Below are 26642 nucleotides of genomic sequence, written 5' to 3'. Positions count from 1 at the left end.
CAATTAAACAAATCAACGATTAACCATTACTGATGATGATAAGGTTCATTTCGTAAAATTGTAAATCCACGGTACAATTGTTCGATAAAAAATAAACGAACCATTTGATGTGAAAACGTCATCAGCGAAAGCGAAACTTTTCCTTGTGCTTTTTTATAAACCGTTTCAGAAAAGCCATAAGGACCTCCAATAACAAAAACCAATGTTTTTACACCAGAATTCATTTTCTTCTGCAATTCTTCAGAAAAACCAACGCTGGAGAAAGTTTTTCCGTTTTCATCCAACAAAATCAACTGATCGGTTGCAGAAAGTTTTGAGAGAATCAATTCGCCTTCTTTTTCCTTTTGCTGACTTTCAGATAAGTTTTTTACGTTTTTGATATCGGGAATAATCTCCAAATCAAATTTGATATAAAACGACAAACGTTTGGTATAATCGTCAATCAAAGTCTGAAGCGATTTATTATCTGTTTTGCCTATTGCGATAAGTTTGATATTCATTTTCAATATTTTTCACCACAAATTTAACCTGTGTTAATCGGTTTAATCCGCGTAATCTGTGGGCTAATTTTAATTCTATTTTTTATTTTCAAAAACCGTTTCAAAATGTTCTACAACAGGAAACGGTTCATAATAATGATGTAAAAGCTTTTTCCATTCCAAATACGCTTCCGAATTTCTAAAACCGATTGTATGATCTTCCAATGTATTCCAATCAACTAATAAAAGATATTTATTTTCGACTTCCAGACATTTTTCTAAACGATGTCCTAAGTAACCTTCGATTGATGAAATATATTGACTTGCTTTTGCAAAATCAGCTTCAAATGTTGATACTAATTCTGGTTTTATAAAAAGATATACGGCTTCTAGAATCATAATTGTAAATGTTTTTTCACGCAGATTTAAACAGATTTAAGCAGATGTTATTTTTGATATTTTATTAATAAAATCTGTGTTTATCAGCTTAAATCTGTTTAAATCTGCGTGCAATTTTCGCAAAGATTAGTTTTTAGAAAACTTCAATTCAAAAGTTTTAAAACGATTATCTAAATCTTTAATCAATTGTTTTTTAACCGATTCATCTTGGATAAAACTATAATTAATACTATTGTAAACATATTGTTTTATAGTCGCATACGAAACATCTTGATATCTTTTAGCTAATAAAACATATTGTTCAGTCATATTGCTTCTTAAAATTCCTGCATCGTCTGTACTGATTACAATTGGCACATTGAATTCTTTGTAAAGTGTAAACGGATGCCTGTTTTCTTTTACTTTCAAAATGAATTCGTTACTTGCTAAATTAATTTCAATCGGAATATTATTTTTCGACATATATTTCAATAAATTATACGAATTTGCTTCGTAAGCGATGTCAACTCCGTGGCCAATTCTGTTAGCTCCTGCAACATAAATGGCATCGTTAATATGCCAGGTCAATTCTTCAGGCTGAACCAAACCTAAAGTCAATTCACCCGCGTGAAGCGTGTATTTTACATTCGGAAATTTATCGTGGCAGTATTTAAACATGACCATGTGAAGCCAATAATCTTTCATAGAAGTTTGTCCGTGCTCCGGAGAAACGATGTTTACGCCGGCAGTTAATTTACTTTCGCTTGACGAAATAAAAGCAATAACCAGATTTTTGAATAAATCTACAGGTTCCATAAAACGAAGTACGAAGTTTTGATAACGCATTGTGAATTTTTCGTCATCAATTTTTAAGTCTTTATGAAGTTTTGCTAAGAAATTTGTATTGAAATCTTCGGCGTATTTTTTGGCATCTTTTTTCTGAAGCGATTTGTATAAATCGTCTAAAAGTTTTAGAACTGCTTTTTCATCTTTTTGAGAAGATGCCTGACGCAATTTTGAATTAAAATCCGATAAATCTGAAACATTCATATCGCACGGAATTGTAGATAATTGTGTTTCGATGTAACTTACATTTTCGGCAACGGCACGCTTTTTTAATTCGAGCATTCCTTCAGCAAAATGGCCTGGAATTGTCGGCTCAAATTTCATAAACGAATCAAAAAACTGATCGTCAGAAGGAACAGAACCATTATAATCTTTGATCGACCAGGTCTGCATGATTTGCTGTTCGTAATAATCCAGTTTTTCGAGTTTTTTTATACTATCGAAATTTATCCAGTTTCCTTTTTCAGGTTTTGTTTTTGAAACTGCCAAAGTTTCTAAATTAAGATAAAAGTTTTCAGAAATGGCTCTTTCTAAAAGTGGTTCTGCGTAAATTGATCCTGAAAAATGGTGGTGTAAATCGCCTCCTTTTGGCATTTGTTGAAAAAAAGCTGTTAAGAGAGCTTCATTATTTCTGATTTTTTCTAAATAACTTTCAGCCGATTGAGAAAAGCCGATTTGTGCTATAAAAATACAGAAAAGCGTAATTATCCTTGTCATACTCTAAGTTTAAATTACGCGCAAATATAGGAATTTCTGCGGAGATTTTAAAATTCGATTTTTTGATGTGGGAATTTAACCGCAAAGAACGCAAGGTTTTTATTATCTGTAGGACTTAATATAAACGCAAAGTTCGCAAAGCTTTATCTAAAAAAACTTTGCGAACTTTGCGTAATCCTTTGCTCCCGATAGCTATCGGGATTGCGGTTAAAAAAAACTTAGAAATTTAGCATCTTTAAGAAAAAAGTACATCATGTATTTCAGGAACCTTATCAAAAACACTTTTAGCAAAAGGACAAAGTGGAATAATTTTTAAGTTGTTAGCTCTTGCATATTCTACCGAAGCCATAACAAGTTTTTTACCAACACCTTTTCCATTGAATTCTTCGTTAACTTCTGTATGATCTATGATGAATTTTGAATCTCCGGCCCAGGTGTAAGTCATTTTTCCAGCTTGTTTTCCGTCTTCTAAAGCTTCAAAATATCCTCTTCTTGTATCGTTTATTTGTTGAATTTCCATGTTAATTATATTAGTGTCGTTTTAATTTCTATTGAATGCATTAATGTTTTGTGAATTGGGCAACTGTTGGCAATGGTTTCCAATCTTTGTCTTTGCGTTTCGTCTACTTCTCCGATTACTTCAATTCTTCTGGTAAATGAGGTACAATTTCGTTCTGAATCTCTTTCAAAATCAATTTTGATATTGATTTCTTCGACGTTCCATTGCTTGCGATTAATGTACATTCTTAAAGTAATTAATGTACAAGATGCTAATGATGAAGCCAAAAGTTCTGTCGGATTAAGCCCTAAATTTTTTCCTCCAATTTCTTGAGGTTCATCCGAAATTAAAACATTTCCGCTTGCAGAAGTAATTTCCGTGCGATACAAACGTGTATCTATTTTTGCTGAAACTGTATCCATAATTATTTGATTCTTGGTTCAGGTAATGGAACAAATTCGGTTTCTCCCGGAACTTTTGGGAAAGTTTGTTCTGTCCAGTCTTTTTTTGCTTTTTCGATTAATTCTTTATCCGAAGAAACGAAGTTCCAAAAGATAAAATGTTCTTCCGGAAATGGTTGTCCGCCAAAGATGTAAACGGTAGAGTTTTCAGAAATTTCAAATTCACAAAGAGAAGCTTCAGTTGTAATTAAAATTTGTCTCGGATCATAAACATGTTCGCCATTTTTGATGCTTCCTTCTAAAATATACAAACCGCTTTCGCCGAATAAATGGCTTCCAATATTGATTTTCTTAGCTTCTTTGCTTTTAATTTCAATAAAATAAAGCGGACTATAAACAGGAACTGGTGATTTTTTTCCGAAAGCTTCTCCGGCGATTAATTTGTACGAAACGCCATCTTCTTCCCAAGCCGGAATATCATCAGCTTCAACATGCGTAAAATTCGGATCCATTTGTTCCAATTCTTTTGGAAGCGCAACCCAAATTTGTAATCCGTGAAGCATTTTGTCTGAATGTCTTAAGTATTCTGGCGTTCTTTCGGAGTGCACTATTCCTTTTCCGGCTGTCATCCAGTTTACGGCGCCGGGTTTTATTTCTAATTCTGTTCCTAAACTATCGCGGTGCATAATGCTTCCTTCAAACAAAAAAGTTAATGTCGAAAGTCCGATATGCGGGTGTGGCGGAACATCCATATTTTCATGATCACTTAAATGTGCAGGTCCCATATGATCGATAAATACAAATGGTCCAACGGCTCTTTTTTCGCGGAAAGGCAATAAACGTCCCACCATAAAATTGCCAATATTGGCTGAGCGTTCTTCGATAATTAAACTGATATTTGACATGTGGTATTTTGATTTGATTTGATTTGAAAACAAAATTACAGTTGTGATAGAAATCTGTAACTTAATTTAGATTAAGAAACTTGTTTTTAGATTTATAAAAGTAAGGAAAATCGTTGATTATGTTTTGATTTAAAAGGATAAGATTCGTAAAATGAATATTTATGTATTTTGTAATCAGTGTTTTGAGGAAACTTTTTATTTGATTATTTTGATTTCAGTATATAGAAATATTTTTGCAGGTTTTGGATCTCCTTTAGTTGTAAAGTCTTTAGGAATTCCTAATTCTTTTTTAAAATATCCTTTTATTTTTAATTTTAAAGGTAAAGTTTTTCCATCCCAAATATGATTAGCATCTAATAGTTTGCTATTTACTCTCTCAAGATAAATGTTTGAAGTATTGTTTTTATTCTCGATTTTCCATTGAGCACAAGGACAGCTTATCGCAGAATAGGAAACGATTAATACCTCTTCATTTTTAGTTTGAAAACTGAAAATAAAAAAGGAAAGAAGTAAGTAAAATAAAAAACTCAGCTTAAATATTAATTTTCTCGTATACCACATGAATATTTTTTTATATAAGTTATTCAATCAATTCAAATTCCAAAACTTCACTTTCAGTTCCATTAATAATAATCGACAACTGGTGAATTCCAGTATGAAAAACTCTCGTTGTAATTAACTTAAAAGACTGATTTCTTTCAACTTTAGTCAATTGATTCGGATCGTAAATTTTCTCACTGATTTTAAAGACTTTTTTAGCCAAATGTCCTTTTGCTTTTTTATAATGAACAGCATATTCTAAACGAATCGTTTTAGCTTCTTCATTTTTATTATTTAAATGAAATTGAAATTGCAAATAATCACCAATTTTTACAATCGGTGTTTTGATTTCAAAAGAGGAAAGTTCAATGTTAGTGCTTTCTAAGCCATAATGACTTAAAATTTCAGGATGACCTTGTTTTAATAAAGTTCGGCATCCGTGTTTTATAATTCCGTCGGTTTCTTTGCTGTGGCCTTTCCATTTATTTGCAATTTCTAATACAATTTGTGGATTATCTTTTGCAATATCATTTAAACTATTTGCAACGCTTCTGCGAACATATTCTGATGGATCATTTTTTAGATTTTCCAAAATTGGAAGAATAGAAGTAGGGTCTTTTTTAAGAAACGGAATCGCCATTGCCCACGGTAATCTCGGGCGGGAACCTTCGCTGGCTAATCTTCTAACATGATGATTTTCATGTAAAGACCATTTTACCATTTCATCAATCATTTGTTCTTTATACTTTAAAATAAAAGGGCGAACGGCAAATTCACAACTTATAAACTGCGTAATGGAAACAAAGGCTTTCGCCGAAGTTTTAAAATCGTCTAAACCATACATTTCGATATAATCAGCAAAAAAAATGAAAGCCAAATTGCTATCTGCAAAGTTGTTTTTTTTCAGATTTTTGATGATTTTATCAATTGCAGCAACAGCTTCGGGAAAATTTTGAGGCATAAATTGGTGAAACACAACTGTTGTATGTTTCATTCTTTCTTTCCACTCTTTTTGCGCAAAATCACCTTCGTAAATGGTCTCAATAAATTTTTGCTTGTTGAATGTTAGATGCACTTCGGCGACAGCCTGACCAAATTTTTCGTAAAAAGAAACCGAATAAATATCTTTAATTAATCCCATGATTTTGTTTGAATGAACCTCAAAGATATTTAATTGAACGCTTATTAAGGGGGTAAATTTTGTTAAGAATTGTAACTTTTTTTTCTGAATATCTTAATGGTTAAAAAAGAAAACTTTAATGTTTTGAAAAATTTTTCATGTTAAGTAAACTTTCAAATCCATAAAATATATCCTAATTTAGCATATTATTAAAAACAGAAAAATGATAAGTGAAGCGCAATTTCAGACAGAATTACAACTTTTGATAAGCAATGCCATAAGAGAAGATGTTGGCCCGGGCGATTACAGTTCGTTGGCTTGTATTCCAGATACGGCTCACGGTCAGGCAAAATTATTGGTAAAAGATCAGGGAATTATTGCGGGTGTTGCCTTGGCGAAAATGATTTTTGAATTTGTTGACCCAAAATTAAAAATAAAGACTTTTATCGAAGACGGAACGCATGTAGAATATGGCGATGTTGTTTTTGAGGTTTCGGGAAGTTCACAATCGATTTTAAAGTCGGAAAGAGTGGTTTTGAATACTATGCAACGTATGTCGGCTATTGCTACAAAAACTCATCATTTGATGCAACTTTTAGAAGGAACTGGCGCTAAAATTTTGGACACACGCAAAACAACGCCAAATTTTAGAGTAGCTGAGAAATGGGCAGTAAAAATTGGCGGAGGCGAAAATCACCGTTATGCGTTGTATGATATGATTATGCTGAAAGATAATCACATCGATTTTGCTGGTGGAATTACGCTTGCAATCAAAAAAACCAAAGAGTTTTTAAAAGCCAATAATTTAGATTTGAAGATTATTGTTGAAGCTAGAAACCTTGACGAAATTCGTGAAATTTTGTTGAGCGACGGCGTTCACAGAATTTTGATTGATAACTTTAATTATGAAGATACCAAAAAGGCTGTCGATTTAATTGGTAAAAAATGCCAGACAGAATCTTCAGGAAATATCAACGAAAAAACCATTCGCGAATATGGTCTTTGCGGTGTAAATTATATATCTTCAGGGGCTTTGACGCATTCTGTTTATAATATGGATTTGAGCTTGAAAGCGTTTTAGTTAAGTTATGAGTTTTGAGTTATAAGTTATGAGTTGAATTTTGTGATCTAAAATTTAAACTCAGAAATCTAAAATCAAATAAATATGTCGCAAGAGATAGAAGCTCGGATTGAGAAATTGCCTGTGGTGCGTTCTTTCGCCCGACTTTTAAAGAAAATAAAATTGCCTTGGCTGGAAGGTTTTTCGCTGTATGATTTGATCGAAATGTACGTTATCGGTATTATTGATGGCGCATTTTCGTATCATGCGAGTGCGGTTTCTTTTAGCTTTTTTATGGCTTTGTTTCCGTTTGCTTTATTTATTTTGAACTTAATTCCCTTTATCCCGATTGATAATTTTCAGGAGGATTTTCTTCAGTTTGTACAACAAGGAGTTCCTCCAAATACATATGATGCCATTAGCAAAATTATCAGCGATATCTTAAATAATAGTCACTCGGGATTATTGTCAACTGGTTTTTTTCTTTCGATTTTCTTGATGGCGAATGGTATTAACGGAATCTTGAGCGGTTTTGAATCCTCTAAACATGTTTTTGATAAACGTGGGTTTTTGCATCAATATTTAGTGGCGCTGGCAATTTCGCTTGTTATGACTATAATATTGTTTGTAACGGTGGCAACGATTGTCGTTTTTGAGGTATTTATTCAAAAAACAATCATTCAGGATGTATTAAGTGATAGAATTCCGCTGATTATTTTGGGTCGATATTTGTTTGTTCTTTTAATGATTTTGATAACATCCTCAATATTATTGCGTTATGGTACAAAACAGTATAATAAAGTACCTTTTATAAGCATTGGATCTGTTTTTACAACGGTCTTAATTGTTATATCTTCATTCTTTTTTGGGATTTGGGTTATAAAATTCTCAAAATATAACGAACTTTATGGTTCAATTGGGACATTATTAATTCTAATGTTTTACATTTGGATAAACTGTATGATTCTGCTTTTAGGGTTCGAATTGAATGCTACTATCAGAAAATTAAAACAAAAAAAAAATAAATAGTATGAAAAATTGGATGTTAGCAATTGGTGTTTTTTTCTTCGCAATGAGTGTTCAGGCTCAAAGTGTTATTGGAAAATGGAAAACAATTGACGATGAAACTGGAGAAGCGAAATCAATCGTAGAGGTTTACGAAAAATCAGGAAAAATTTACGGTAAAGTAGTAGAAATACTTCGTGAGAATCATAAAAAAGATGTTTGTTCTAAGTGTGACGGTGCTGAAAAAAATAAACCAATTTTAGGAATGGTGATTATTAACGGTCTTAAAAAAGACGGAAGTGAATATAATGACGGTACTATTCTTGACCCGACAAATGGTAAAAAGTACAAATGTTATATCACTTTAGATTCTGCAGATAAGTTGAAACTTCGTGGTTATGTTGGAATCTCTCTAATGGGCAGAACACAGTACTGGACACGCGTAAAAAACTAAATTAAAATATAAATGCGAAAATTAGCTTCGATAGTTTTATTCTTAGTGATTTTTTCAAATGCTTTTGGACAATCTAAGAATTCGCCATTACAAATAAGTCATCTTACAGGTGACTTTTATGTTTATAAAACGTTTCATGATTATAAAGGAACGCTGATTTCTGCCAATGCCATGTATCTGGTCACAGATAAAGGTGTTGTTCTTTTTGATGCGCCTTGGGATGAAACACAATTTCAGCCTTTGTTGGATAGTATAAAGACAAAACATAACAAAGAAGTTGTAATGCTTTTTGCTACGCATTCTCATGATGATCGCGCAGGCGGATTTGATTTTTATAGAAAAAAAGGAATTAAAACGTATTCTATTAAGTTGACGGATGATATTCTGAAAAAAGAAAAGAAACTGAGAGCTGAATTCATAATTCCTAATGACAAAACTTTTACTGTTGGGCAACATACTTTTGAGGTTTATTATCCAGGAAAAGGGCACGCGCCAGATAATATTGTGGTTTGGTTTAATCAAGAAAAAGTACTTTATGGAGCTTGTTTTATAAAAAGTGCCGATGCGCAGGATCTTGGTTATTTAGGTGACTCCGATGTTAAAGAATGGAAAACATCTATTAAAAAAGTACAAGCGAAATTTAAAAGTCCAAAGTATATTATTCCGGGTCATGAAGATTGGACAAATATTCAATCTTTAAATCATACTCAGAAATTAGTTGATGAGTATTTGGCTCAAAAATCTTCAGGAAAAAAATAATTTTCCAAATCATATTTAAAATTGTTGCATGTTTTTTATCGAAGTTATTTTACCGCTTTCCTTAGCAAAAACGTTTACTTATCGAATTTCTGAGGCTGAATATCATTTCATTAAAAAAGGAATGCGAGTGGCGGTACCTTTTGGTAAAAATAAAATTTACACAGCGCTAGTTTTAGACATTCATGAAAATGCGCCAACATTATATGATGCCAAAGAAATTCATCAGATTTTAGATGAAAAACCAATTGCAACCGAAACTCAGATAAAACACTGGCTTTGGGTTGCTAATTATTATATGTGCGGAATTGGCGATGTTTATCGCGGTGCCTTTCCAAGCGGATTATTATTGGAAAGTGAAACAATAGTTTCGCATAAACCAGAAGTTATTGTAAATGATAGTGAACTTTCAGATGATGAATTTTTGGTTTATGAAGCTTTGCAGCATCAGAGTTCATTGAAGGTTCAGGAAATTACTTCAATTTTAAATAAGAAAAACATACTTCCGGTTCTTCAAAAATTGATAAGCAAAGATATTATTGTTTTAGAAGAAGAAATAAAAGAAAACTACAAGCCAAAATTGGTTCGGTATGTAAAATTGCATTCCAAATATGATTCTGATAATGGTTTAGCAGAATTGCTTGAAGTGTTGAAAAGTGCCAATAAACAAAAAGAAATTGTTTTGGCTTATTTTCAGCTAAATGCCTCAGAAAAAAAGCCAATCACAGTAAAAAAACTTACTGAAGTCGCGAATGTGACATCAGCAGTTGTTAAGGCTTTAATTGAAAAAGAAATCTTTGAAGAGTATTATTTGCAGCACGATCGAGTTTCATTTAATGGAGAAAAATCAGAAAAAGAACTTCATTTAAGTGAAGCGCAGGAAAATGCTTTTCTTGCAATAAAAGAGAGTTTTTCTGAAAAAGAAGTTTGTCTGCTTCATGGTGTTACTTCAAGCGGAAAAACTGAAATATATATCAAATTAATTGAAGAATATCTGCAGACAGGAAAACAGATTCTGTATTTGCTTCCTGAAATTGCATTGACAACTCAATTAGTTTCTCGTTTAAGGCTTCATTTTGGAGATAAAGTAGCTGTTTTTCATTCCAAATACAGCAATAATGAAAGAATTGAGGTTTGGAAACAAACGCTTGAAAATTCGGAAAAAGCACAAATTGTAATAGGAGCGAGGTCGGCTTTGTTTTTGCCTTTCAATGATTTAGGACTATTAATTGTTGATGAAGAACACGAGCAAACTTTTAAGCAAACAGATCCTGCGCCAAGATATCACGCAAGAGATGCTGCAATAGTTTTGGCTAATTTTCATAATGCCAAAGTTTTATTAGGTTCAGCAACGCCAAGTATTGAAACTTATTTTAATACACAAAATAATAAATACGGTTTAGTAACGCTTACAGAACGTTATAAAAATGTTCGTATGCCTGAAGTTGTTTTGGTTGATTTGAAAGACAAACATTTCAGAAAAAGAATGACCGGACATTTTAGCGATCTTTTAATTGAAGAAATTTCCGAAGCTTTGTCTTTTGGTGAACAGGTAATTTTGTTTCAAAACAGAAGAGGATATTCTCCTATAATAGAATGTTTAACTTGTGGGCATGTTCCGCATTGTCAACAATGCGATGTGAGTTTGACTTTTCATAAATTTAAAAATCAATTGCGTTGTCATTATTGCGGTTATTCGATTGCAAAACCAACGAATTGCCACAGTTGTTCAAGTATCGATTTGACAACAAAAGGCTTTGGAACCGAACAAATAGAGCAGGAGTTAGTTTCGCTTTTTCCAAAAGCAAAAACGGCGCGAATGGATCAGGATACAACGCGAGGAAAATTTGGTTTTGAGAAAATCATCGATGCTTTTAAAAATAGAGAAATTGATATTTTAGTCGGAACACAAATGTTGGCCAAAGGTTTGGATTTTGATAATGTAAGTCTGGTTGGAATTATGAATGCCGATAATATGCTTCATCATCCCGATTTTAGAGCTTTTGAACGCAGTTTCCAAATGATGACTCAGGTTGCAGGAAGAGCGGGAAGATCAGAAAAACAAGGTAAAGTTGTGATTCAGACCTATAATCCAAATCATAATACAATTCAGCAGGTTACCAATCATAATTATTTAGGTATGTATAAGGAGCAATTATACGACCGTCAAATCTATAAATATCCGCCTTATTTCAGAATTATAAAACTTACTATAAAACATAAGGATTTTGATAAATTAAAAGAAGGATCAATGTGGCTGTATCAGGTTTTGAGTCAGAATTTGAATATGCCGGTTTTAGGTCCGGAAGAACCAGCAATAAGCCGAATCAGAAATGAGTATATCCGAACTATATTAATTAAGATTCCGCAAAACCTGCATTTAGGAAACACAAAAAAAACTATTCAGAAAATGCTGAATAGTTTTGAAGCTGTTGCTCAATACAGAGCTATAAAAGTTGTTGTGAATGTCGATTTCTATTAAGACGAAGTAGATAATGCTTTAACTAAGTCTTCTTTTTTATTTCGGCTTAACGGAATTTTTGTAATTCCAATCTCTGCAAATTTGCTGTTGAAGCGTTCTACCTTATCAATATTAATAATATAAGACTTGTGTACACGAATAAATTTGTCTTTTGATAAATCGTTTTCAAAAGATTTCATTGTTGAAAGTACCAAATTGCTATCATCCTCAGTAACTACTCTAACATAATCTCCAAATGCTTCGATCCATTTAATTTTAGCAGTAAAGATTTTTAGTTTTTTAAGATTACTTTTAATGAAAATATGTTCTCCTTCTTCTTCTTTGACTTCTTTTTTAAGTAAATGCATATCAATTGCCCTTTTGACAGAAGCGTTGAATCGATCCACAGCAATTGGTTTCTGCAGATAATCGGTGGCATCATAGTCAAAGGCTTTTAAAGCATACTCTGCTTTAGAAGTGATAAATATAATTTGAGGTTTTGATTTTAGTCCGTCAAGAAAGTCAAAACCATTGATAACAGGCATTTCGATATCAAGAAATATTAAATCGATATTATTTAAAGAGATACAGCTTTTTGCTTCTATTGCATTAGAAAAGTCCCCGATTAAGTGCAAACCTGGGTGATTATTAACTAATTTTGCAATAATGGTCCTCTGTATAGAACTATCATCTACAACAACACAGTTTAGTTTCATAACATTTAAATTTAGAATAAATTCAGGATAGCATTAGTAAAAGTATTATTTTTTTTGTAAAAAAAACTAAACTGAGCATATATTTTTTGCAGTATGACGAATAAAAGCAAAAATGTGTTGTTTATTTAAATTTTATGATTACTTTTGCACCCAATTTTAACAAATAAATATTGTATTTATGAATCATTATGAAACTGTTTTCATTTTAAATCCCGTTTTATCTGAGGTTCAGGTGAAGGAAACAGTAACGAAATTTGAAGAATTTCTTACTAGTAGAGGAGCTGAAATGGTATCGAAAGAGGATTGGGGTCTGAAAAAAATGGCTTACGAAATCCAAAACAAAAAAAGTGGTTTTTACCATTTATTCGAATTCAAAGTAGCTGGAGAAGTTCTTGTAGCTTTTGAAACTGAATTTAGACGTGACGAAAGAGTTATGCGTTTCTTAACTGTAAGTTTAGATAAACATGCTATTTCATGGGCGGAGAGAAGAAGAGCTAAATTAAAATCTACTAAAGCGTAATTATTATGTCTACAATCGAACAATCTGCAAAAGGAAAAAAAGACGGAGATATCAGATATTTAACGCCTTTAAACATTGAAACTAACAAAACTAAAAAGTATTGCCGTTTCAAAAAATCAGGAATCAAATACATCGATTATAAAGATGCTGATTTCTTATTGAAATTCGTAAATGAGCAAGGAAAAATTCTTCCTCGTCGTTTAACTGGAACTTCATTAAAATACCAAAGAAAAGTTTCTGTAGCTGTAAAAAGAGCTCGTCACTTAGCTTTAATGCCATACGTGGCCGATTTATTAAAATAGTATAAAAAAAATCTAGTCGCTGGTTTCTGCTTGATCAGAACCTAACTTCTAAAATATAAGGACAACAACATGGAAATTATTTTAAAACAAGACGTACAAAACCTAGGGTTTAAAGATGATGTAGTATCTGTAAAACCTGGTTACGGTCGTAACTTTTTAATTCCTCAAGGTTTTGCTACTTTAGCAACTCCTTCTGCTAAAAAAGTTTTAGCTGAAAACCTAAAACAAAGAGCACACAAAGAAGCTAAAGTTGTTGCTGATGCTAAAGCATTAGCTGAAACTTTAAAAGCTCTTGAAATTAAACTTACTGCAAAAGCTGGTGGAGAGAAACTTTTTGGTTCTATCACTAATATCGATATTGCTGAAGCTTTAGAGAAATCTGGTAATGCTATCGATAGAAAATTCATCACTAGCGGTGTTGTAAAACGTTTAGGAAAATACAATGCTACAGTTCGTTTACACAGAGATGTAATCGTTGAATTAGCTTACGAAATTGTTGCTGAAAAGTAATAGTTTTAAAAACTATATAAAAATCCCGATGAAAATCGGGATTTTTTTTTACAATAAATAAATTAGACTTTAAGTTGTTTGTATGCAGATATGTATGGTTTATGACTTAATGCGTAAAATATAGAGTGAAATGAAATACGCAAGATTAACAAAAGAGCAATTTGATGAATTGCATGCTGAATTTGCCAGTTTTTTGGCGACACAAGCAATTGATAAAGCAGAATGGGATTCTCTTAAAGAAAATAAACCTGAAGTTGCCGAACAGGAATTAGATGTTTTTTCAGATTTGATCTGGGAAGGTGTTTTGTCTAGAGCTGAATTCTTGGAGCATTTTTCTAAAAATCATATTTTCTTATTTCAGTGTTTTGAAACCCATGTTCAATCTATAGTATTGAAGTCGTTAGTACCGGAAACTGATTTTTTGACTCAAGAAGGTTTGCAATGGTTGAGTGATAATATGTTTACAGAAACAATTGAAATGAAAGTGGGTAAAAAAGTATTTACTGAAGATCGAAACGTTTCTATTTTTGAATTAATTCAGCAAGGTGCTTTTTTGAGTGATGGACAATTATTTAAACAGATTAATACGATTATAGAATCGTAGATAGCAAAATCCATTAAAAAAAGAATTAAAAGGTTAAACAGTTTGTCTTGAATTGTTTAGCCTTTTTTTAATTTTTTAACATTTGTTTAATGTTTAAAATTTTTATGGGCACGTACTTTTACGCATTTATTTAAGATTTCTCAATATTTTAAGATTTTAGCTTTTAAATATTTGGTTTAGTAGATGTTTTTGTCTTTATTGTTAAAACTATATCGTTTGAAATATATTTAATATAAGTTTTTTCTTTCAGTTTTTAAATTTAACATTAAATAAACGTATTTTTCACACACTTCATAAAGTGCGTTTTTTGTAGTAAAAACAAGGTTTTTTCTTATATTATTAGCTTTTTTTGTTTTTTAAACTGCTTCTTGCATGAAAAAAAATGAGAATATTAGATTGTTTTTTGTTTTTATTTTATTTATTTTTGATATAGAAATGTTAAACAAAATAATTTGGCCCTGTTTTGATAAACCTATTTTTACAGTGTTTTGTTTAATTTTTTGCTTTGACAGAAAATATTTGCCTAAATGTTTTAAGTAACTTAATTATATGCGTATGGAATTGACAATTACTCTCATTATCAAGTTTGCATTAGGTGTTCAAGTTATTTTTGCTTTATTTAATGCTGCGAAATTTGTTCGCAAAATTTCTTTCTATTCAAATCTAAGTTTATTTCAAAATCATAATCGAGACATTCATTTATTATCATTGCCCAGTTGGCGGCTAGGTTAATAAATGATGATTTATCGTGTTTAATTTTTAGCGAATGCGATAAATAATTATTTATTAAACACTGTTTCAATTTTTTTAATCTTATAAAAAAAATCTAGATAGTCTAATCAGCTTTCTTGCGATATTGAATCAGTATTTTTTTATTCCCCCACAACATAACGTTTAAATTTTCTTAATTGAAAATTATGCAGCAAACAAATCACTTCATCAGGAAGATTGGTCTAGATCAGTATTTCCTAAAAGTTTTGAGGGATTTTTTATTCAGGATGAATAAGAGCACTCTTTGGTATACATAAAAATGTCTACCCTAATTTATTTTTTTTAATGTAGCAAGATTTTAAAGTTAGCCCCAAATACTTTATATTTTGTTTTAACTAGTTGATTATTAACGTTTTTTAAAATTGCCTAAGCATTCGTGCTTATCGCAACAGGTATTTTATTGTCCATTTTCTAATCTTCCAAATTATGAAAAAAATCTTTACTTTTTGTAATCTCATTATTCAGAAGAGATTATTGGGGCTATTATTTTTATTCCTATTATGTAGTAATGCTTTTGCTCAGACTGTTTGTAGACCAGTGTCACAAACAAACAGTCAGGGAGGCTTATTGTGTGTAGGTTTAGATGTAAGCAATCCCACGTTGGCCTATGACAACGATCCGGGGCTAACGACATTTGCGACTCTGCAAAATGCGGTCGGACTTCTTTGTGTGGTTGAAGAGACCATGACGCTGAATCAGACCGTGAAAGCAGGAGACGAAATTGTACTTTATTTAGGTACAGGGAATGGTTTGCTTGATGTTGGATTATTATCCAATGTATCAATTCAAACAAAACTTTCAGGAACAGATGTAGGTCCAAGAGTGGCGCTTAACAGCCCAGTTTTGAACCTAAGTTTGTTATCTGGAAATGCTATTGGAGAAGTCCGATATACAGTTCCTGGCGACGCCAATCAAGTACAAATTCAGGTAGGTGGTCTTTTAAGCCTACTTGTTAACTTAAGAGTTTATGATGTTCGTCTTGATTTTGCAAAACCAACTGTAACAGGTGGTTTAAATCAGACGATTTGTTCTGGAACTTCAACGACTTTAACTGCTACACCAGTAGCAGGAACAACTTTAGCATGGTATAGTTCAGCATCTTCTACAACTGCGTTAGCAACTGGAAATACTTTGGTTACTCCAACTTTAACTGCTAGTACTACTTATTATATTGGTGTAGAAAGAGCAGGAGGATGTGAAGGCAACAATCGTGTGCCAGTGGTTGTTAATGTGTCTAATCCTGTTGCACCGGCAATTAGTTCTTCGGGGACTGCTGTGTGTTCTTCAGGAGCAACACAACAAACTACTTTATCATTAATTAATGCAATTCCGGGAACAACTTATAATTGGTATTCAGTACCAACTGCCGGAACAATATTGGCTTCGGGAACTTCGTATTCTCCTACAGTTCCTATTGGAACAACTACTTTTTATGTAGAAGCTGTTATTGGAAGTTGCATAAGTCCAACCAGAGCTCAGGTAGATGTAGTTTCGGTTGCGGTTCCGGCAGCGGCTAGTGCTTTGACGCAAAATGTAACCATTCAATCTGGACAAAATGCCACTTTGAATGCTACAACATCTGAACCTGGAGTGACGCTGAATTGGTATGATGTAGCGACAGGCGGAACAGCTCTTGCAACAAATAACTCAACTTTCACAACTCCGATTTTAACTGCTACAAAAACCTATTATGTAGAAACTCAAAGTGCAACTGGTGGTTGTGTAAGTGCTTCCAGAACTCCAATTACAGTGAACGTAGTGAGTACTCCGCTTGGGGGATGTTTACAAGCAAATAGTCAACAAACTAATATTAATGGTCTTTGTTTGTTATGTAGCAGTACAAATCCAGATTTGTCTGTTGACGGAGATATTAATACTGCGGCACGTTTGACCGTGCCAGTTGGTTTAATAAATGGATGGATTCAGCAAACATTGCAATTTAATAATCCAGGAAAAGCGGGTGATATTGTTGATGTTGAATTGGAGTTGCCGGGCGGTGTTCTAGATTTAAGTTTATTGAATTATATAAGTTTAGCAACATATAATGGAGCCACTTTTAATAATGACAGAGTTTCGATAAATAACTTAGTAAGTGTTCAACTATTAGGAGGAAATCGTTTTAGAGCTAGTATAACTGCAGGAGCAAATTTTGACAGAGTTGAAGTTCGCTTAGGTGGTTTAGTATCAGCATTAACGAGCTTGGATATTTATCAGGCAAGCTACCATTATGGTGAAACAAATGTTACTGGAAATAAAAATATTTGTAGTGGACAAAATACAGTATTAACTGCAGGCCTTGCTGTTGGAGAAACCGTTAATTGGTATTCTGCAGCCACCGGCGGTGCTTCATTGGCAAGTACTGCAGCTTTTACCACACCAAATTTAACTGTTGATACAACATATTGGACAGAAGTAACTCGAAATGGTTGTGTTAACAGTGTGCGTTATGCTGTGCCAATTACGGTAAATAATCCTGTAGTGGCAACAGTGGCAGCAGCTTCTTCAAGTATTTGTGAAGGACAATCTACAACAATAACAGTTCAGTCTCCAGTTGCAGGTACCACTTATAATTGGTACGATGCAGCAACAGCTGGAAATTTATTGTTTACAGGAACAACCTTTACAACTCCAGCTTTAACTTCTTCAACAAGTTATTATGTTGAATCAGTAATTGGAAGCTGTACTACTTCAAGCAGAGCGCAAGCCAGTATAACTGTTAATCCACTTCCAGCACCACCAACTGTGGCTGCTTCAACAGTAATTATTCCTTCAGGACAAGTTGTTACTTTGCAAGTTTCAAACCCTGTGGCAGGTATCGCTTATGATTGGTACGATGTGGCTACAGGAGGAACAGCGTTGGTGACGGATAATCCAAGTTATACTCCAAGTCCAGCTTTAACAGCAGACAAAACGTATTATATTGAAGCAAGAAACGCCTCAAATTGCGTTAGTGCATCAAGAACAATAATCAATGTTGTTGTAACGCCACCAGCACCAGTAACTACATGTTTACAGGCAAATGCACAAACCATTTCAACAAGCGGTATTGCTTGTGTCGGTTGTGGAGCTGCTTTAGGAACTGCTAATTTATCTGTTGACGGTGATAATAGTACTGCAACTACTCTTCAAAATCCTGTTGGAGTAGCTGGCTATGTGCAACAAAGATTAGATTTTGCGAGCTCTGGCTTTGCAGGTGATATAATAGAAGTTGAGCTTGGATTACCAACCGGACTTTTAGACGTAAGTGCCCTTTCTTATATTACTTTAGAAAGTTATAATGGAGGAACTGATAATGGAGATGGTGCAGCTATTAATTCATTACTAAATGTACAGTTATTAGGTGGAAACCGTTTCCGAGCTACTTTTGCAGCAGGCGCAAATTTCACTGGTGTGCAAGTTAGACTAGGAGGAGTGCTTTCGGTATTAAGTGAATTAGATATTTATGGAGCTTCATTTAGATATAAAGAAGCTACAATCACTGGAGCATCTTCACCAATTTGTTCAGGAGCATCTGCAACATTGACAGCTTCAACTACAGGAGGAGATATACTTAGCTGGTATGACGTTCCTAGCGGAGGTTTAGCTTTGGTTTCAAACACAAACACTTATACAACAGGACCTTTAACAGGTTCTAAAACCTATTATATTGAAGCTGTTCGAGGCGGTACGTGTATAAATAGTGTTCGTCAGCCAGTAACAGTAACAGTGTTGCCTTTATCAGTTGCAGCAGATATTACTATTGCAAGTCCAGTAACATCTTCTTGTGATGGAACAGCTGTTTTGAACCCAACTTCTGGTTTAGCGGGAGCACAATTTAAATATTACACAGATCAGGTTAAAACGCAAGAAATTATTACAGGATCAACAGTTGTTGCTCAGCCTGGAATTACTTTTTCTAAAGATGCATCAACAGGAGCACTTACTATAAGCGGACTTGCTTCAGGAGTATCTTATACTTATTATATCGCTGTTGGGAATACAGCAAGCTGTGATAATGCAATAAATACTTTAAAACCAGTCGTTGTTAATTTCCCGGCAACTACTACAACTTTGGCAGTAACATCGCCATTAGTTGCTTGTGGAAGTGCTAATTTAAAAAATGCGATTACAGCACTTGATACTAGCGGAAATACAACTTATACTTTTTTCGATCCTTCAAATGCAATTATGACAGACGAAGCAGCATCGAATATAACGATTAGTGGTGTTTACTCAATTCAGGCTCAAGGTAGCGGATTCGATTGTCCATCTGCAAAACAAGCAGTAACAGTGACAATTAATACGCTGCCAAGCTTGACTGTCGATCCTGCACAGTCTGTAGCTCAAGGCACCAATGTTACGCTGAATGCAACTTCAACAGGTACATTAGCTTGGTATGATCCACAAGGAAATGCAATCGCGGGACCTCCGTTTAACACAGGAGCGCTTAATGTTCCTGGAATTTATACTTATACAGTTGTAGCGACATTAGGAACATGTTCAGTTACAGGAACACTTTCTATAAATGTTAAAGATCCAGACAATTGCCAATTATTAACTGAAAGAGTATATGCAACTGGACAAAGTTCAGGATCAATTATTACGGGAGGTGTGGCAAATGGGCCAAATGCTATTGATGGAAACCCACAAACATTTTCAACAATTGTTACTGGAGTTGGGCTTTTAGGAATTGGTACAACCTGGCAAAACTTAACTTGGCCTTCAAATATTGCAAAAGGAACACCAGTAACTATTAAATTAGGTTCTGAATATAGTGTATTAGGAGTAGCACAGGGCGTTTCAGTAATTGGAACTAAAGCTGGAGCTGATATCGGTACATTGCAATCTATTTCAGGAGCGTTATTGAATGTGCTTCCGGGAGATAATGCTTATGAGTATACTTTTGTACCTTCAAATGCTGCAGGCCCACAGGATTACGACGGAATCCGAATTGTGTCAGGTGCAGTTTTAAGTGTTGCTCAAAACACTAAAGTTTATGAAGCATATTATAATAAATCTGTTGCTACAGTAACCTGTACACCAGGAGATATTCAGGATATTTTTTATGGAACAACTGATTTAGGGCTTCCTGTAGGAGCGTTAACTGCGACAGTTGGAGTAAGTGATGCCTGGAACATAGCTGATAATGATGTTACGACTTTTGCTACAATGTATAGCGGTGTTGGTGCTCTTGCAGCAGCAGATATGACAGTTCAATTCAAAACGCCGTCAGTTGTAAGTGATACATTAAGAATAGTGATTTCAAAACCAGGAACATTATTGAATGTTAATTTGTTAACTGGTTTTACCATTCAGCGTTATCTAGGAAACGTTGCGGTTGGAGCTCCTATTCAAAATAATAGTACATTATTAAGTTTGAAATTATTATCTGCCAATACTATGGCAATGGTGTTGGTATCTTCTCCAACAGAATCGTATGATAGAGTGAGAATCCGTTTTGGCGGAGTAGCAGGTGTTTTAGAATTCTTAAGAGTTCACACAGTAGAGCGCGTTGCTAATACTTCGGTTATAGGCGGAGGAACTGATAATAAGGTTACAGTTTGTCCGGGAAGCACCGTTACACTTCAAATACCAGAAGAAGCTTGTTCAACCTATGTTTGGTATGATTCACCTACGGGAGGAGCAATTGTAGCGAGTGGTATTACTTATACTGTTCCGGCAACTTTAGCGGCAGGTATCTATAAATATTATGTTCAGCCAGTGCGTTACGGTTGTGAGGCAATGACCCGAGGCGAAGTTACTGTTGAAGTTAGAGCAACAAGCCCAGAACCTACATTGACAGATATTACTTTAAATGGTGCTGCAGCAACTGCGATTTGTGCACCTTCAGGAACTGTAACATTAGCCACAAGTTTAGTGGGCACGTTTACGAATCCAGTTTTTCATTGGTATAAATTTGATGGAAGTGTAAGCCAGCCAGTAGCCAGCGCGACAGGACCATCATTGATAGTGAATGGTTTAATTCCAGGAACTTATACTTATTTTGTTGGTGTTAGTTCAAATGAATTTTGTGAAACGGCTGAAGCGGATAGAAAACAAATAACGTTTACTATTTTACCTCCTTCAGTAGCAACTGATATTGTAGTTGATGATTTAACAGTATGTAATGGTGTTACTGCATCATTAACGCCAACTGCACCAACGTTGACAAATCCTATTTTCACTTGGTATGCAGATGCAAGCAAAACTCCTCTTGTAAATGGAACACCAGCAGGTGTAACTTATACAGTAAGTTCAACAGGAGTCTTGACGGTTACTGGTTTAACACGTGCAGTGAGTCCAATAACTTATTATGTTGCTGTTTCGAGTGATACAACTTGTGAAAATCTTGCAGGAACATTACAAGATGCTGTAATTATTATAAGTGATCCGAATACACCAACGACAACAAATTCTACTCAGAATTTTTGTTTAATTAATAATCCAACGGTTGCAAATATTCAGGTAAATGAATCAAATGTGGTTTGGTATAGCACAGATACTTCTACAACGCCTTTGTTATCTACTGACGCTTTAGTTACGGGTACCTATTATGCCACAGCAAAAGATCCAGTTACTAATTGTGAGAGTAGTGTTCGCTTGGCAGTTGCAGTTAATGTAAACGATCCAGGAACACCAACTTTGGTAACAGCAGGAACGCAAAACTTTTGTTTGGTAAATGCACCTACATTTGCAAGCGTTCAGTTTAATGAAACAAACATTGTTTGGTATGATGCCTTGACAGGAGGAAACTTAATTCCATCTACTCAGGCATTGACTAATGGAACTTATTTTGCAACAATCAGCGATCCAGCAACAGGATGTGAAAGCGCAACAAGATTAAGCGTGACCATAAATGTAAACGATCCTGGAACTCCGACATTGGTAACAGCAGGAACACAAAACTTCTGTTTGATTAATGCTCCGACTTTTGCAAGTGTTCAATTCAACGAAACGAATATTGTTTGGTACACAGCTTTGACAGGAGGAACACTGATTCCGTCAACTCAGGCATTGACAAGCGGAACTTATTTCGCTTCAATAAGCGACCCAGTTACAGGATGTGAAAGCGCTACAAGATTAAGCGTAACAATAAATGTAAATGATCCGGGGACACCGACATTAGTGACAGCAGGCACACAAAATTTCTGTTTGATTAATGCTCCAACATTTGCAAGCGTTCAGTTTAATGAGACAAACATTGTTTGGTACACTGCTTTGACAGGAGGAACATTGATTCCATCAACTCAGGCATTGACAAGCGGAACTTATTTCGCTTCAATAAGCGACCCAGTTACAGGATGTGAAAGCGCTACAAGATTAAGCGTAACAATAAATGTAAATGATCCAGGAACACCGACATTGGTAACAGCAGGAACACAAAACTTCTGTTTGGTAAATGCACCTACATTTGCAAGCGTTCAGTTGAATGAGACAAACATTGTTTGGTATACAGCTTTGACTGGAGGAACATTGATTCCATCGACTCAGGCATTGACAAATGGAACTTATTTCGCTTCAATAAGTGATCCTGCAACAGGTTGTGAAAGCGCTACAAGATTAAGCGTAACAATCAATGTAAATGATCCGGGCACACCGACACTAGTAACAGCAGGAACACAAAATTTCTGTTTGGTTAATGCTCCGACTTTTACCAGCGTTCAGTTTAATGAAGCAAATATTGTTTGGTATACTGCTTTGACAGGAGGAACATTGATTCCATCGACTCAGGCATTGACAAGTGGAACTTATTTCGCTTCAATAAGTGATCCTGCAACAGGTTGTGAAAGCGCAACAAGATTGAGCGTGACTATAAACGTAAACGATCCGGGAACACCGACATTAGTAACAGCAGGAACACAAAACTTCTGTCTGATTAATGCGCCGACTTTTGCAAGTGTTCAGTTCAATGAGACAAACATTGTTTGGTACACTGCTTTGACAGGAGGAACTTTGATTCCATCGACTCAGGCATTGACAAGCGGAACTTATTTCGCTTCAATAAGTGATCCAGTTACAGGATGTGAAAGCGCAACAAGATTGAGCGTAACAATAAATGTAAACGATCCAGGAACACCAACATTGGTAACAGCAGGAACACAAAATTTCTGTTTGATTAATGCACCGACTTTTGCAAGTGTTCAGTTTAATGAGACAAACATTGTTTGGTATACAGCTTTGACTGGAGGAACATTGATTCCATCGACTCAGGCATTGACTAACGGAACTTATTTTGCCACAATCAGCGATCCTGCAACAGGATGCGAGAGCGCAACAAGATTAAGCGTGACTATAAACATAAACGATCCGGGTACACCGACATTAGTGACAGCAGGAACACAAAACTTCTGTCTGATTAATGCACCGACTTTTGCAAGTGTTCAGTTTAATGAAGCAAATATTGTTTGGTATACTGCTTTGACAGGAGGAACATTGATTCCATCGACTCAGGCATTGACAAGCGGAACTTATTTCGCGTCAATAAGTGATCCTGCAACAGGATGTGAAAGCACAACAAGATTGAGCGTAACAATAAACGTAAATGATCCGGGAACACCGACATTGGTTACAGCAGGAACACAAAACTTCTGTCTGATTAATGCACCGACTTTTGCAAGTGTTCAGTTCAATGAGACAAACATTGTTTGGTACACTGCTTTGACAGGAGGAACTTTGATTCCATCAACTCAGGCATTGACAAGTGGAACTTATTTCGCTTCAATAAGTGATCCTGCAACAGGATGTGAAAGCGCAACAAGATTGAGCGTAACAATAAATGTAAACGATCCGGGCACACCGACATTGGTAACAGCAGGAACACAAAATTTCTGTTTGGTTAACGCACCGACTTTTGCAAGTGTTCAATTCAATGAAACAAACATTGTTTGGTATACTGCCTTGACAGGAGGAACATTGATTCCATCAACTCAGGCATTGACAAATGGAACTTATTTTGCAACAATCAGCGACCCAGCAACAGGATGCGAGAGCGCAACAAGATTGAGCGTGACTATAAACGTAAACGATCCGGGCACACCGACACTAGTAACAGCAGGAACACAAAACTTCTGTTTGATTAATGCACCGACTTTTGCAAGTGTTCAGTTCAATGTGACAAACATTGTTTGGTACACAGCTTTGACAGGAGGAACTTTGATTCCATCGACTCAGGCATTGACAAGCGGAACTTATTTCGCCTCAATCAGCGATCCTGCAACAGGATGTGAAAGCGCAACAAGATTGAGCGTAACAATAAATGTAAACGATCCGGGAACACCGACATTAGTGACAGCAGGAACACAAAACTTCTGTTTGATTAATGCACCCACTTTTGCAAGTGTTCAGTTCAATGAAACAAACATTGTTTGGTACACTGCCTTGACAGGAGGAACTTTGATTCCATCAACTCAGGCATTGACAAGCGGAACTTATTTCGCTTCAATAAGTGATCCTGCAACAGGATGTGAAAGTGCAACAAGATTGAGTGTGACAATAAACGTAAACGATCCAGGAACACCGACATTGCTAACAGCAGGCACACAAAATTTCTGTTTGGTTAACGCACCGACTTTTGCAAGTGTTCAATTCAATGAAACAAATATCGTTTGGTATACAGCTTTGACTGGAGGAACATTGATTCCATCAACTCAGGCATTGACTAACGGAACTTATTTTGCAGCAATAAACGATCCAGTAACAGGATGTGAGAGTGCTACAAGATTAAGCGTTACAATCAACGTAACAGATCCATTAACTCCAACAACTACAAATGCAACTCAAGTTTTCTGTTCTGGAAATGCACCTACAGTTGCCAATATCCAAGTGAACGAAGCAAATGTAGTTTGGTACAGTGCCGCGACAGGCGGAACAGCAATTCCAGCAACAACAGCTTTATCTAATGGTACATATTACGGAGCTATAAAAGATCCGGTAACAGGTTGTGAAAGTAGTGTAAGATTGGCAGTTAATGTGACTGTTGGAAATACAATAAATCCGACTACAACTAACGCATCGCAAAGCTTCTGTTCAACAACAGCGCCTACTATTGCTAACATACAGGTAAACGAAAGCAATGTTACTTGGTTTAGTACAGCAACAGGAGGAACAGCGATTCCAGCGACAACTGCTTTGACAACAGGTATTTATTTTGGAAATATTGTTGACCCAGCAACAGGATGCGAAAGTTCAACTCGTTTACAGGTTACGGTTACGGTAACAAACCCAAGTCCGACACCAACAACAACGAATGCAGTTCAGAACTTCTGTACACTAAATACACCAACAGTTGCTAATATTCAGGTTAATGAAGCAAATGTAGTTTGGTATAGTACAGCAACAGGAGGAACAGCAATTCCAGCAGCAACAGCATTGACTACAGGAACATATTACGGAGCTGTTTCAAGTGCAATAGGTTGTGAGAATCCAGTACGTTTGGCAGTTGTGGTAAATGTAAATACTCCAGGAGTGATTACAACACCAAGAACGACACAAACATTCTGTTTGTCAAAATTGCCAACACTTGCTAATATCTTAGTAAATGAACCAAATGTAGTATGGTATTCTTCTGCAACGGGCGGAACACCTTTAGCTGCAAATACACAATTAACTGCTGGAACTTACTATGCTTCGGCTCTTGCCAATACAACAAATGGATGTGAAAGCGCAACAAGATTAGGAATCACAATTGCTTTTGAAAATGATGCTTTGGTTCCAATTACAACAAGCGACGATACTCCATGTGTTTTCCAAGGTGTAACTTATTCAGTAGCAAATGGTAAATCAAATTATGTTTGGTCAGTTACCAATGGAACAATTATTTCTGGCGGAGGAACTGCTGATGGAAATGTGACAATTTCATGGTCAGATATTGGTTCTGGTCAAGTAAAAGTTACATACATCAACACTTGCGATGAAACAACTACTAAAACATTAAATGTTACAGTAGCAACTTGTTCAGATTTAACTATTACTAATACAGTGAGTAATCCAACTCCAAATTTTGGTGAGCAGATAACATTTACAGTAACAGTAAATAATGTTGGACAAGGAAATTTCATAAACACACTTGTAAGCGACTTATTGCCTAATGGTTATGAATTTATAAGTTCAAGCACGACTCAAGGAACATTTGATCCAACAACACAGCTTTGGACAATTCCAACGCTAAATGCTGGTCAGAGCGTGGTGCTTACAATTGTTGCCGAAGTAGTTCATGGTACTGATTATTTATCTGTTGCAACTATTGAAATATCAACTCCTTTAGATGTTTCCGCAGCAAACAACTCGGCTTCAGTTTCAGTCGAACCAATTTGTTTAACAGTTTATAATGAGTTCACTCCAAATAATGATGGAGCTAATGATCTCTTTAGAATTGACTGTATAGAATCGTATCCAAATAATGAATTGAAAGTATACAACAGATATGGCGCGTTAGTTTACAGTAAACAACATTATGAAAATGATTGGAACGGAACTGCGAATGTATCTGGAGTTATTAGTAGAGGAGATATGCTGCCAACAGGTACTTATTTTTATGTGATAGACATTGGAGACGGAACGGTTAAAAAAGGATGGTTATCTATAATGAGATAAGCAGACAATGTTAATCATCTAATTAAT

Annotated in this window: 19 protein-coding genes; 10 read left to right on the top strand and 9 right to left on the bottom strand. The window is 34.9% G+C overall.

All coding sequences use genetic code 11. From position 1 onward, the window contains the following. Positions 1-26: 26 nt before the first annotated feature. The 8 genes from rlmH to ACNFIH_RS04180 all read right to left on the bottom strand — a co-directional run bounded on the left by rlmH (position 27) and on the right by ACNFIH_RS04180 (position 5906). The gene (gene rlmH, locus ACNFIH_RS04215; RefSeq protein ID WP_035648259.1) at positions 27-500 is read right to left on the bottom strand and encodes a 23S rRNA (pseudouridine(1915)-N(3))-methyltransferase RlmH; all 474 of its coding nucleotides are present in this window, start codon (positions 498-500) and stop codon (positions 27-29) included. Positions 501-575: 75 nt separating this feature from the next. Continuing rightward, the gene (locus ACNFIH_RS04210; RefSeq protein WP_426485624.1) at positions 576-878 is read right to left on the bottom strand and encodes an antibiotic biosynthesis monooxygenase family protein; all 303 of its coding nucleotides are present in this window, start codon (positions 876-878) and stop codon (positions 576-578) included. Positions 879-1004: 126 nt separating this feature from the next. Next, a complete protein-coding gene (locus tag ACNFIH_RS04205) occupies positions 1005-2420 on the bottom strand; it encodes an adenosine deaminase (protein WP_426485623.1) in 1416 nt (471 codons plus the stop codon). A 235-nt stretch (positions 2421-2655) separates the two neighbouring features. After that, the gene (locus ACNFIH_RS04200; protein ID WP_426485622.1) at positions 2656-2940 is read right to left on the bottom strand and encodes a GNAT family N-acetyltransferase; all 285 of its coding nucleotides are present in this window, start codon (positions 2938-2940) and stop codon (positions 2656-2658) included. Positions 2941-2945: 5 nt separating this feature from the next. Next, a complete protein-coding gene (locus tag ACNFIH_RS04195) occupies positions 2946-3341 on the bottom strand; it encodes an OsmC family protein (protein WP_426485621.1) in 396 nt (131 codons plus the stop codon). Between the two features lie 2 nt (positions 3342-3343). After that, positions 3344-4225, bottom strand: a complete 882-nt coding sequence (locus ACNFIH_RS04190) for a pirin family protein (protein WP_142449299.1) — start codon at positions 4223-4225, stop codon at positions 3344-3346. A 195-nt stretch (positions 4226-4420) separates the two neighbouring features. Then, the gene (locus ACNFIH_RS04185; protein WP_426485620.1) at positions 4421-4786 is read right to left on the bottom strand and encodes a hypothetical protein; all 366 of its coding nucleotides are present in this window, start codon (positions 4784-4786) and stop codon (positions 4421-4423) included. A 19-nt stretch (positions 4787-4805) separates the two neighbouring features. Further along, positions 4806-5906 carry a DNA alkylation repair protein gene (locus tag ACNFIH_RS04180; protein WP_426485619.1) on the bottom strand — a complete coding sequence of 367 codons (1101 nt, stop codon included), beginning with the start codon at positions 5904-5906 and terminating at the stop codon, positions 4806-4808. Positions 5907-6108: 202 nt separating this feature from the next. On the opposite strand from ACNFIH_RS04180, the gene nadC reads away from it, so the two are divergent. The 5 genes from nadC to priA all read left to right on the top strand — a co-directional run bounded on the left by nadC (position 6109) and on the right by priA (position 11642). After that, positions 6109-6966: a carboxylating nicotinate-nucleotide diphosphorylase gene (nadC, locus tag ACNFIH_RS04175; protein WP_426485618.1), complete on the top strand. Its 858-nt coding sequence runs from the start codon at positions 6109-6111 to the stop codon at positions 6964-6966. Positions 6967-7050: 84 nt separating this feature from the next. After that, a complete protein-coding gene (locus tag ACNFIH_RS04170; RefSeq protein ID WP_035648244.1) occupies positions 7051-7974 on the top strand; it encodes a YihY/virulence factor BrkB family protein in 924 nt (307 codons plus the stop codon). Position 7975: 1 nt separating this feature from the next. Further along, on the top strand, positions 7976-8404 hold the full coding sequence (locus tag ACNFIH_RS04165; RefSeq protein WP_426485617.1) for a DUF2147 domain-containing protein: 429 nt from the start codon (positions 7976-7978) through the stop codon (positions 8402-8404). A gap of 12 nt (positions 8405-8416) precedes the next feature. Continuing rightward, the gene (bla-B1-FLAV, locus tag ACNFIH_RS04160; protein ID WP_426485616.1) at positions 8417-9163 is read left to right on the top strand and encodes a subclass B1 metallo-beta-lactamase; all 747 of its coding nucleotides are present in this window, start codon (positions 8417-8419) and stop codon (positions 9161-9163) included. Between the two features lie 28 nt (positions 9164-9191). Next, positions 9192-11642 carry a replication restart helicase PriA gene (priA, locus tag ACNFIH_RS04155; protein ID WP_426485615.1) on the top strand — a complete coding sequence of 817 codons (2451 nt, stop codon included), beginning with the start codon at positions 9192-9194 and terminating at the stop codon, positions 11640-11642. Here the strand turns inward: priA and ACNFIH_RS04150 are convergent. Continuing rightward, positions 11639-12337, bottom strand: coding sequence for a LytR/AlgR family response regulator transcription factor (locus ACNFIH_RS04150; RefSeq protein WP_026729423.1), 699 nt, complete (start codon positions 12335-12337; stop codon positions 11639-11641). The genes priA and ACNFIH_RS04150 overlap by 4 nt on opposite strands. 178 nt (positions 12338-12515) lie before the next feature. On the opposite strand from ACNFIH_RS04150, the gene rpsF reads away from it, so the two are divergent. From rpsF to ACNFIH_RS04125, 5 genes are all read left to right on the top strand, one after another. Next, entirely contained in the window at positions 12516-12857 is a 342-nt protein-coding gene (gene rpsF, locus ACNFIH_RS04145; protein WP_026729424.1) for a 30S ribosomal protein S6, read from the top strand. A 5-nt stretch (positions 12858-12862) separates the two neighbouring features. Then, positions 12863-13159 carry a 30S ribosomal protein S18 gene (gene rpsR / locus ACNFIH_RS04140; protein WP_002987043.1) on the top strand — a complete coding sequence of 99 codons (297 nt, stop codon included), beginning with the start codon at positions 12863-12865 and terminating at the stop codon, positions 13157-13159. Positions 13160-13228: 69 nt separating this feature from the next. Continuing rightward, positions 13229-13669 (top strand): 50S ribosomal protein L9, encoded by a 441-nt coding sequence (gene rplI, locus ACNFIH_RS04135; RefSeq protein ID WP_035648232.1) that lies wholly within the window; start codon positions 13229-13231, stop codon positions 13667-13669. 130 nt (positions 13670-13799) lie between these two features. Next, entirely contained in the window at positions 13800-14273 is a 474-nt protein-coding gene (locus ACNFIH_RS04130) for a DUF6495 family protein (protein ID WP_426485614.1), read from the top strand. Positions 14274-15470: 1197 nt separating this feature from the next. Further along, positions 15471-26615, top strand: a complete 11145-nt coding sequence (locus tag ACNFIH_RS04125; protein WP_426485613.1) for a gliding motility-associated C-terminal domain-containing protein — start codon at positions 15471-15473, stop codon at positions 26613-26615. Positions 26616-26642 lie beyond the last annotated feature (27 nt).

Source organism: Flavobacterium sp. 2 (assembly GCF_049949195.1).
Lineage (GTDB): Bacteria > Bacteroidota > Bacteroidia > Flavobacteriales > Flavobacteriaceae > Flavobacterium.
This window is presented reverse-complemented; position numbering and strand designations above follow the sequence as displayed.

Excerpts from the sequence above, each read along its gene's own strand:
- ACNFIH_RS04180 (WP_426485619.1), bottom strand. The coding sequence starts at position 5,906 with ATGGGATTAATTAAAGATATTTATTCGGTTTCTTTTTACGAAAAATTT.
- ACNFIH_RS04200 (WP_426485622.1), bottom strand. The coding sequence starts at position 2,940 with ATGGAAATTCAACAAATAAACGATACAAGAAGAGGATATTTTGAAGCT.
- ACNFIH_RS04205 (WP_426485623.1), bottom strand. The coding sequence starts at position 2,420 with ATGACAAGGATAATTACGCTTTTCTGTATTTTTATAGCACAAATCGGC.
- rlmH (WP_035648259.1), bottom strand. The coding sequence starts at position 500 with ATGAATATCAAACTTATCGCAATAGGCAAAACAGATAATAAATCGCTT.
- ACNFIH_RS04130 (WP_426485614.1), top strand. The coding sequence starts at position 13,800 with ATGAAATACGCAAGATTAACAAAAGAGCAATTTGATGAATTGCATGCT.
- ACNFIH_RS04185 (WP_426485620.1), bottom strand. The coding sequence starts at position 4,786 with ATGTGGTATACGAGAAAATTAATATTTAAGCTGAGTTTTTTATTTTAC.
- ACNFIH_RS04210 (WP_426485624.1), bottom strand. The coding sequence starts at position 878 with ATGATTCTAGAAGCCGTATATCTTTTTATAAAACCAGAATTAGTATCA.
- rpsR (WP_002987043.1), top strand. The coding sequence starts at position 12,863 with ATGTCTACAATCGAACAATCTGCAAAAGGAAAAAAAGACGGAGATATC.
- bla-B1-FLAV (WP_426485616.1), top strand. The coding sequence starts at position 8,417 with ATGCGAAAATTAGCTTCGATAGTTTTATTCTTAGTGATTTTTTCAAAT.
- ACNFIH_RS04195 (WP_426485621.1), bottom strand. The coding sequence starts at position 3,341 with ATGGATACAGTTTCAGCAAAAATAGATACACGTTTGTATCGCACGGAA.
- ACNFIH_RS04165 (WP_426485617.1), top strand. The coding sequence starts at position 7,976 with ATGAAAAATTGGATGTTAGCAATTGGTGTTTTTTTCTTCGCAATGAGT.
- ACNFIH_RS04170 (WP_035648244.1), top strand. The coding sequence starts at position 7,051 with ATGTCGCAAGAGATAGAAGCTCGGATTGAGAAATTGCCTGTGGTGCGT.
- rpsF (WP_026729424.1), top strand. The coding sequence starts at position 12,516 with ATGAATCATTATGAAACTGTTTTCATTTTAAATCCCGTTTTATCTGAG.
- nadC (WP_426485618.1), top strand. The coding sequence starts at position 6,109 with ATGATAAGTGAAGCGCAATTTCAGACAGAATTACAACTTTTGATAAGC.
- ACNFIH_RS04125 (WP_426485613.1), top strand. The coding sequence starts at position 15,471 with ATGAAAAAAATCTTTACTTTTTGTAATCTCATTATTCAGAAGAGATTA.
- ACNFIH_RS04190 (WP_142449299.1), bottom strand. The coding sequence starts at position 4,225 with ATGTCAAATATCAGTTTAATTATCGAAGAACGCTCAGCCAATATTGGC.
- rplI (WP_035648232.1), top strand. The coding sequence starts at position 13,229 with ATGGAAATTATTTTAAAACAAGACGTACAAAACCTAGGGTTTAAAGAT.
- ACNFIH_RS04150 (WP_026729423.1), bottom strand. The coding sequence starts at position 12,337 with ATGAAACTAAACTGTGTTGTTGTAGATGATAGTTCTATACAGAGGACC.
- priA (WP_426485615.1), top strand. The coding sequence starts at position 9,192 with ATGTTTTTTATCGAAGTTATTTTACCGCTTTCCTTAGCAAAAACGTTT.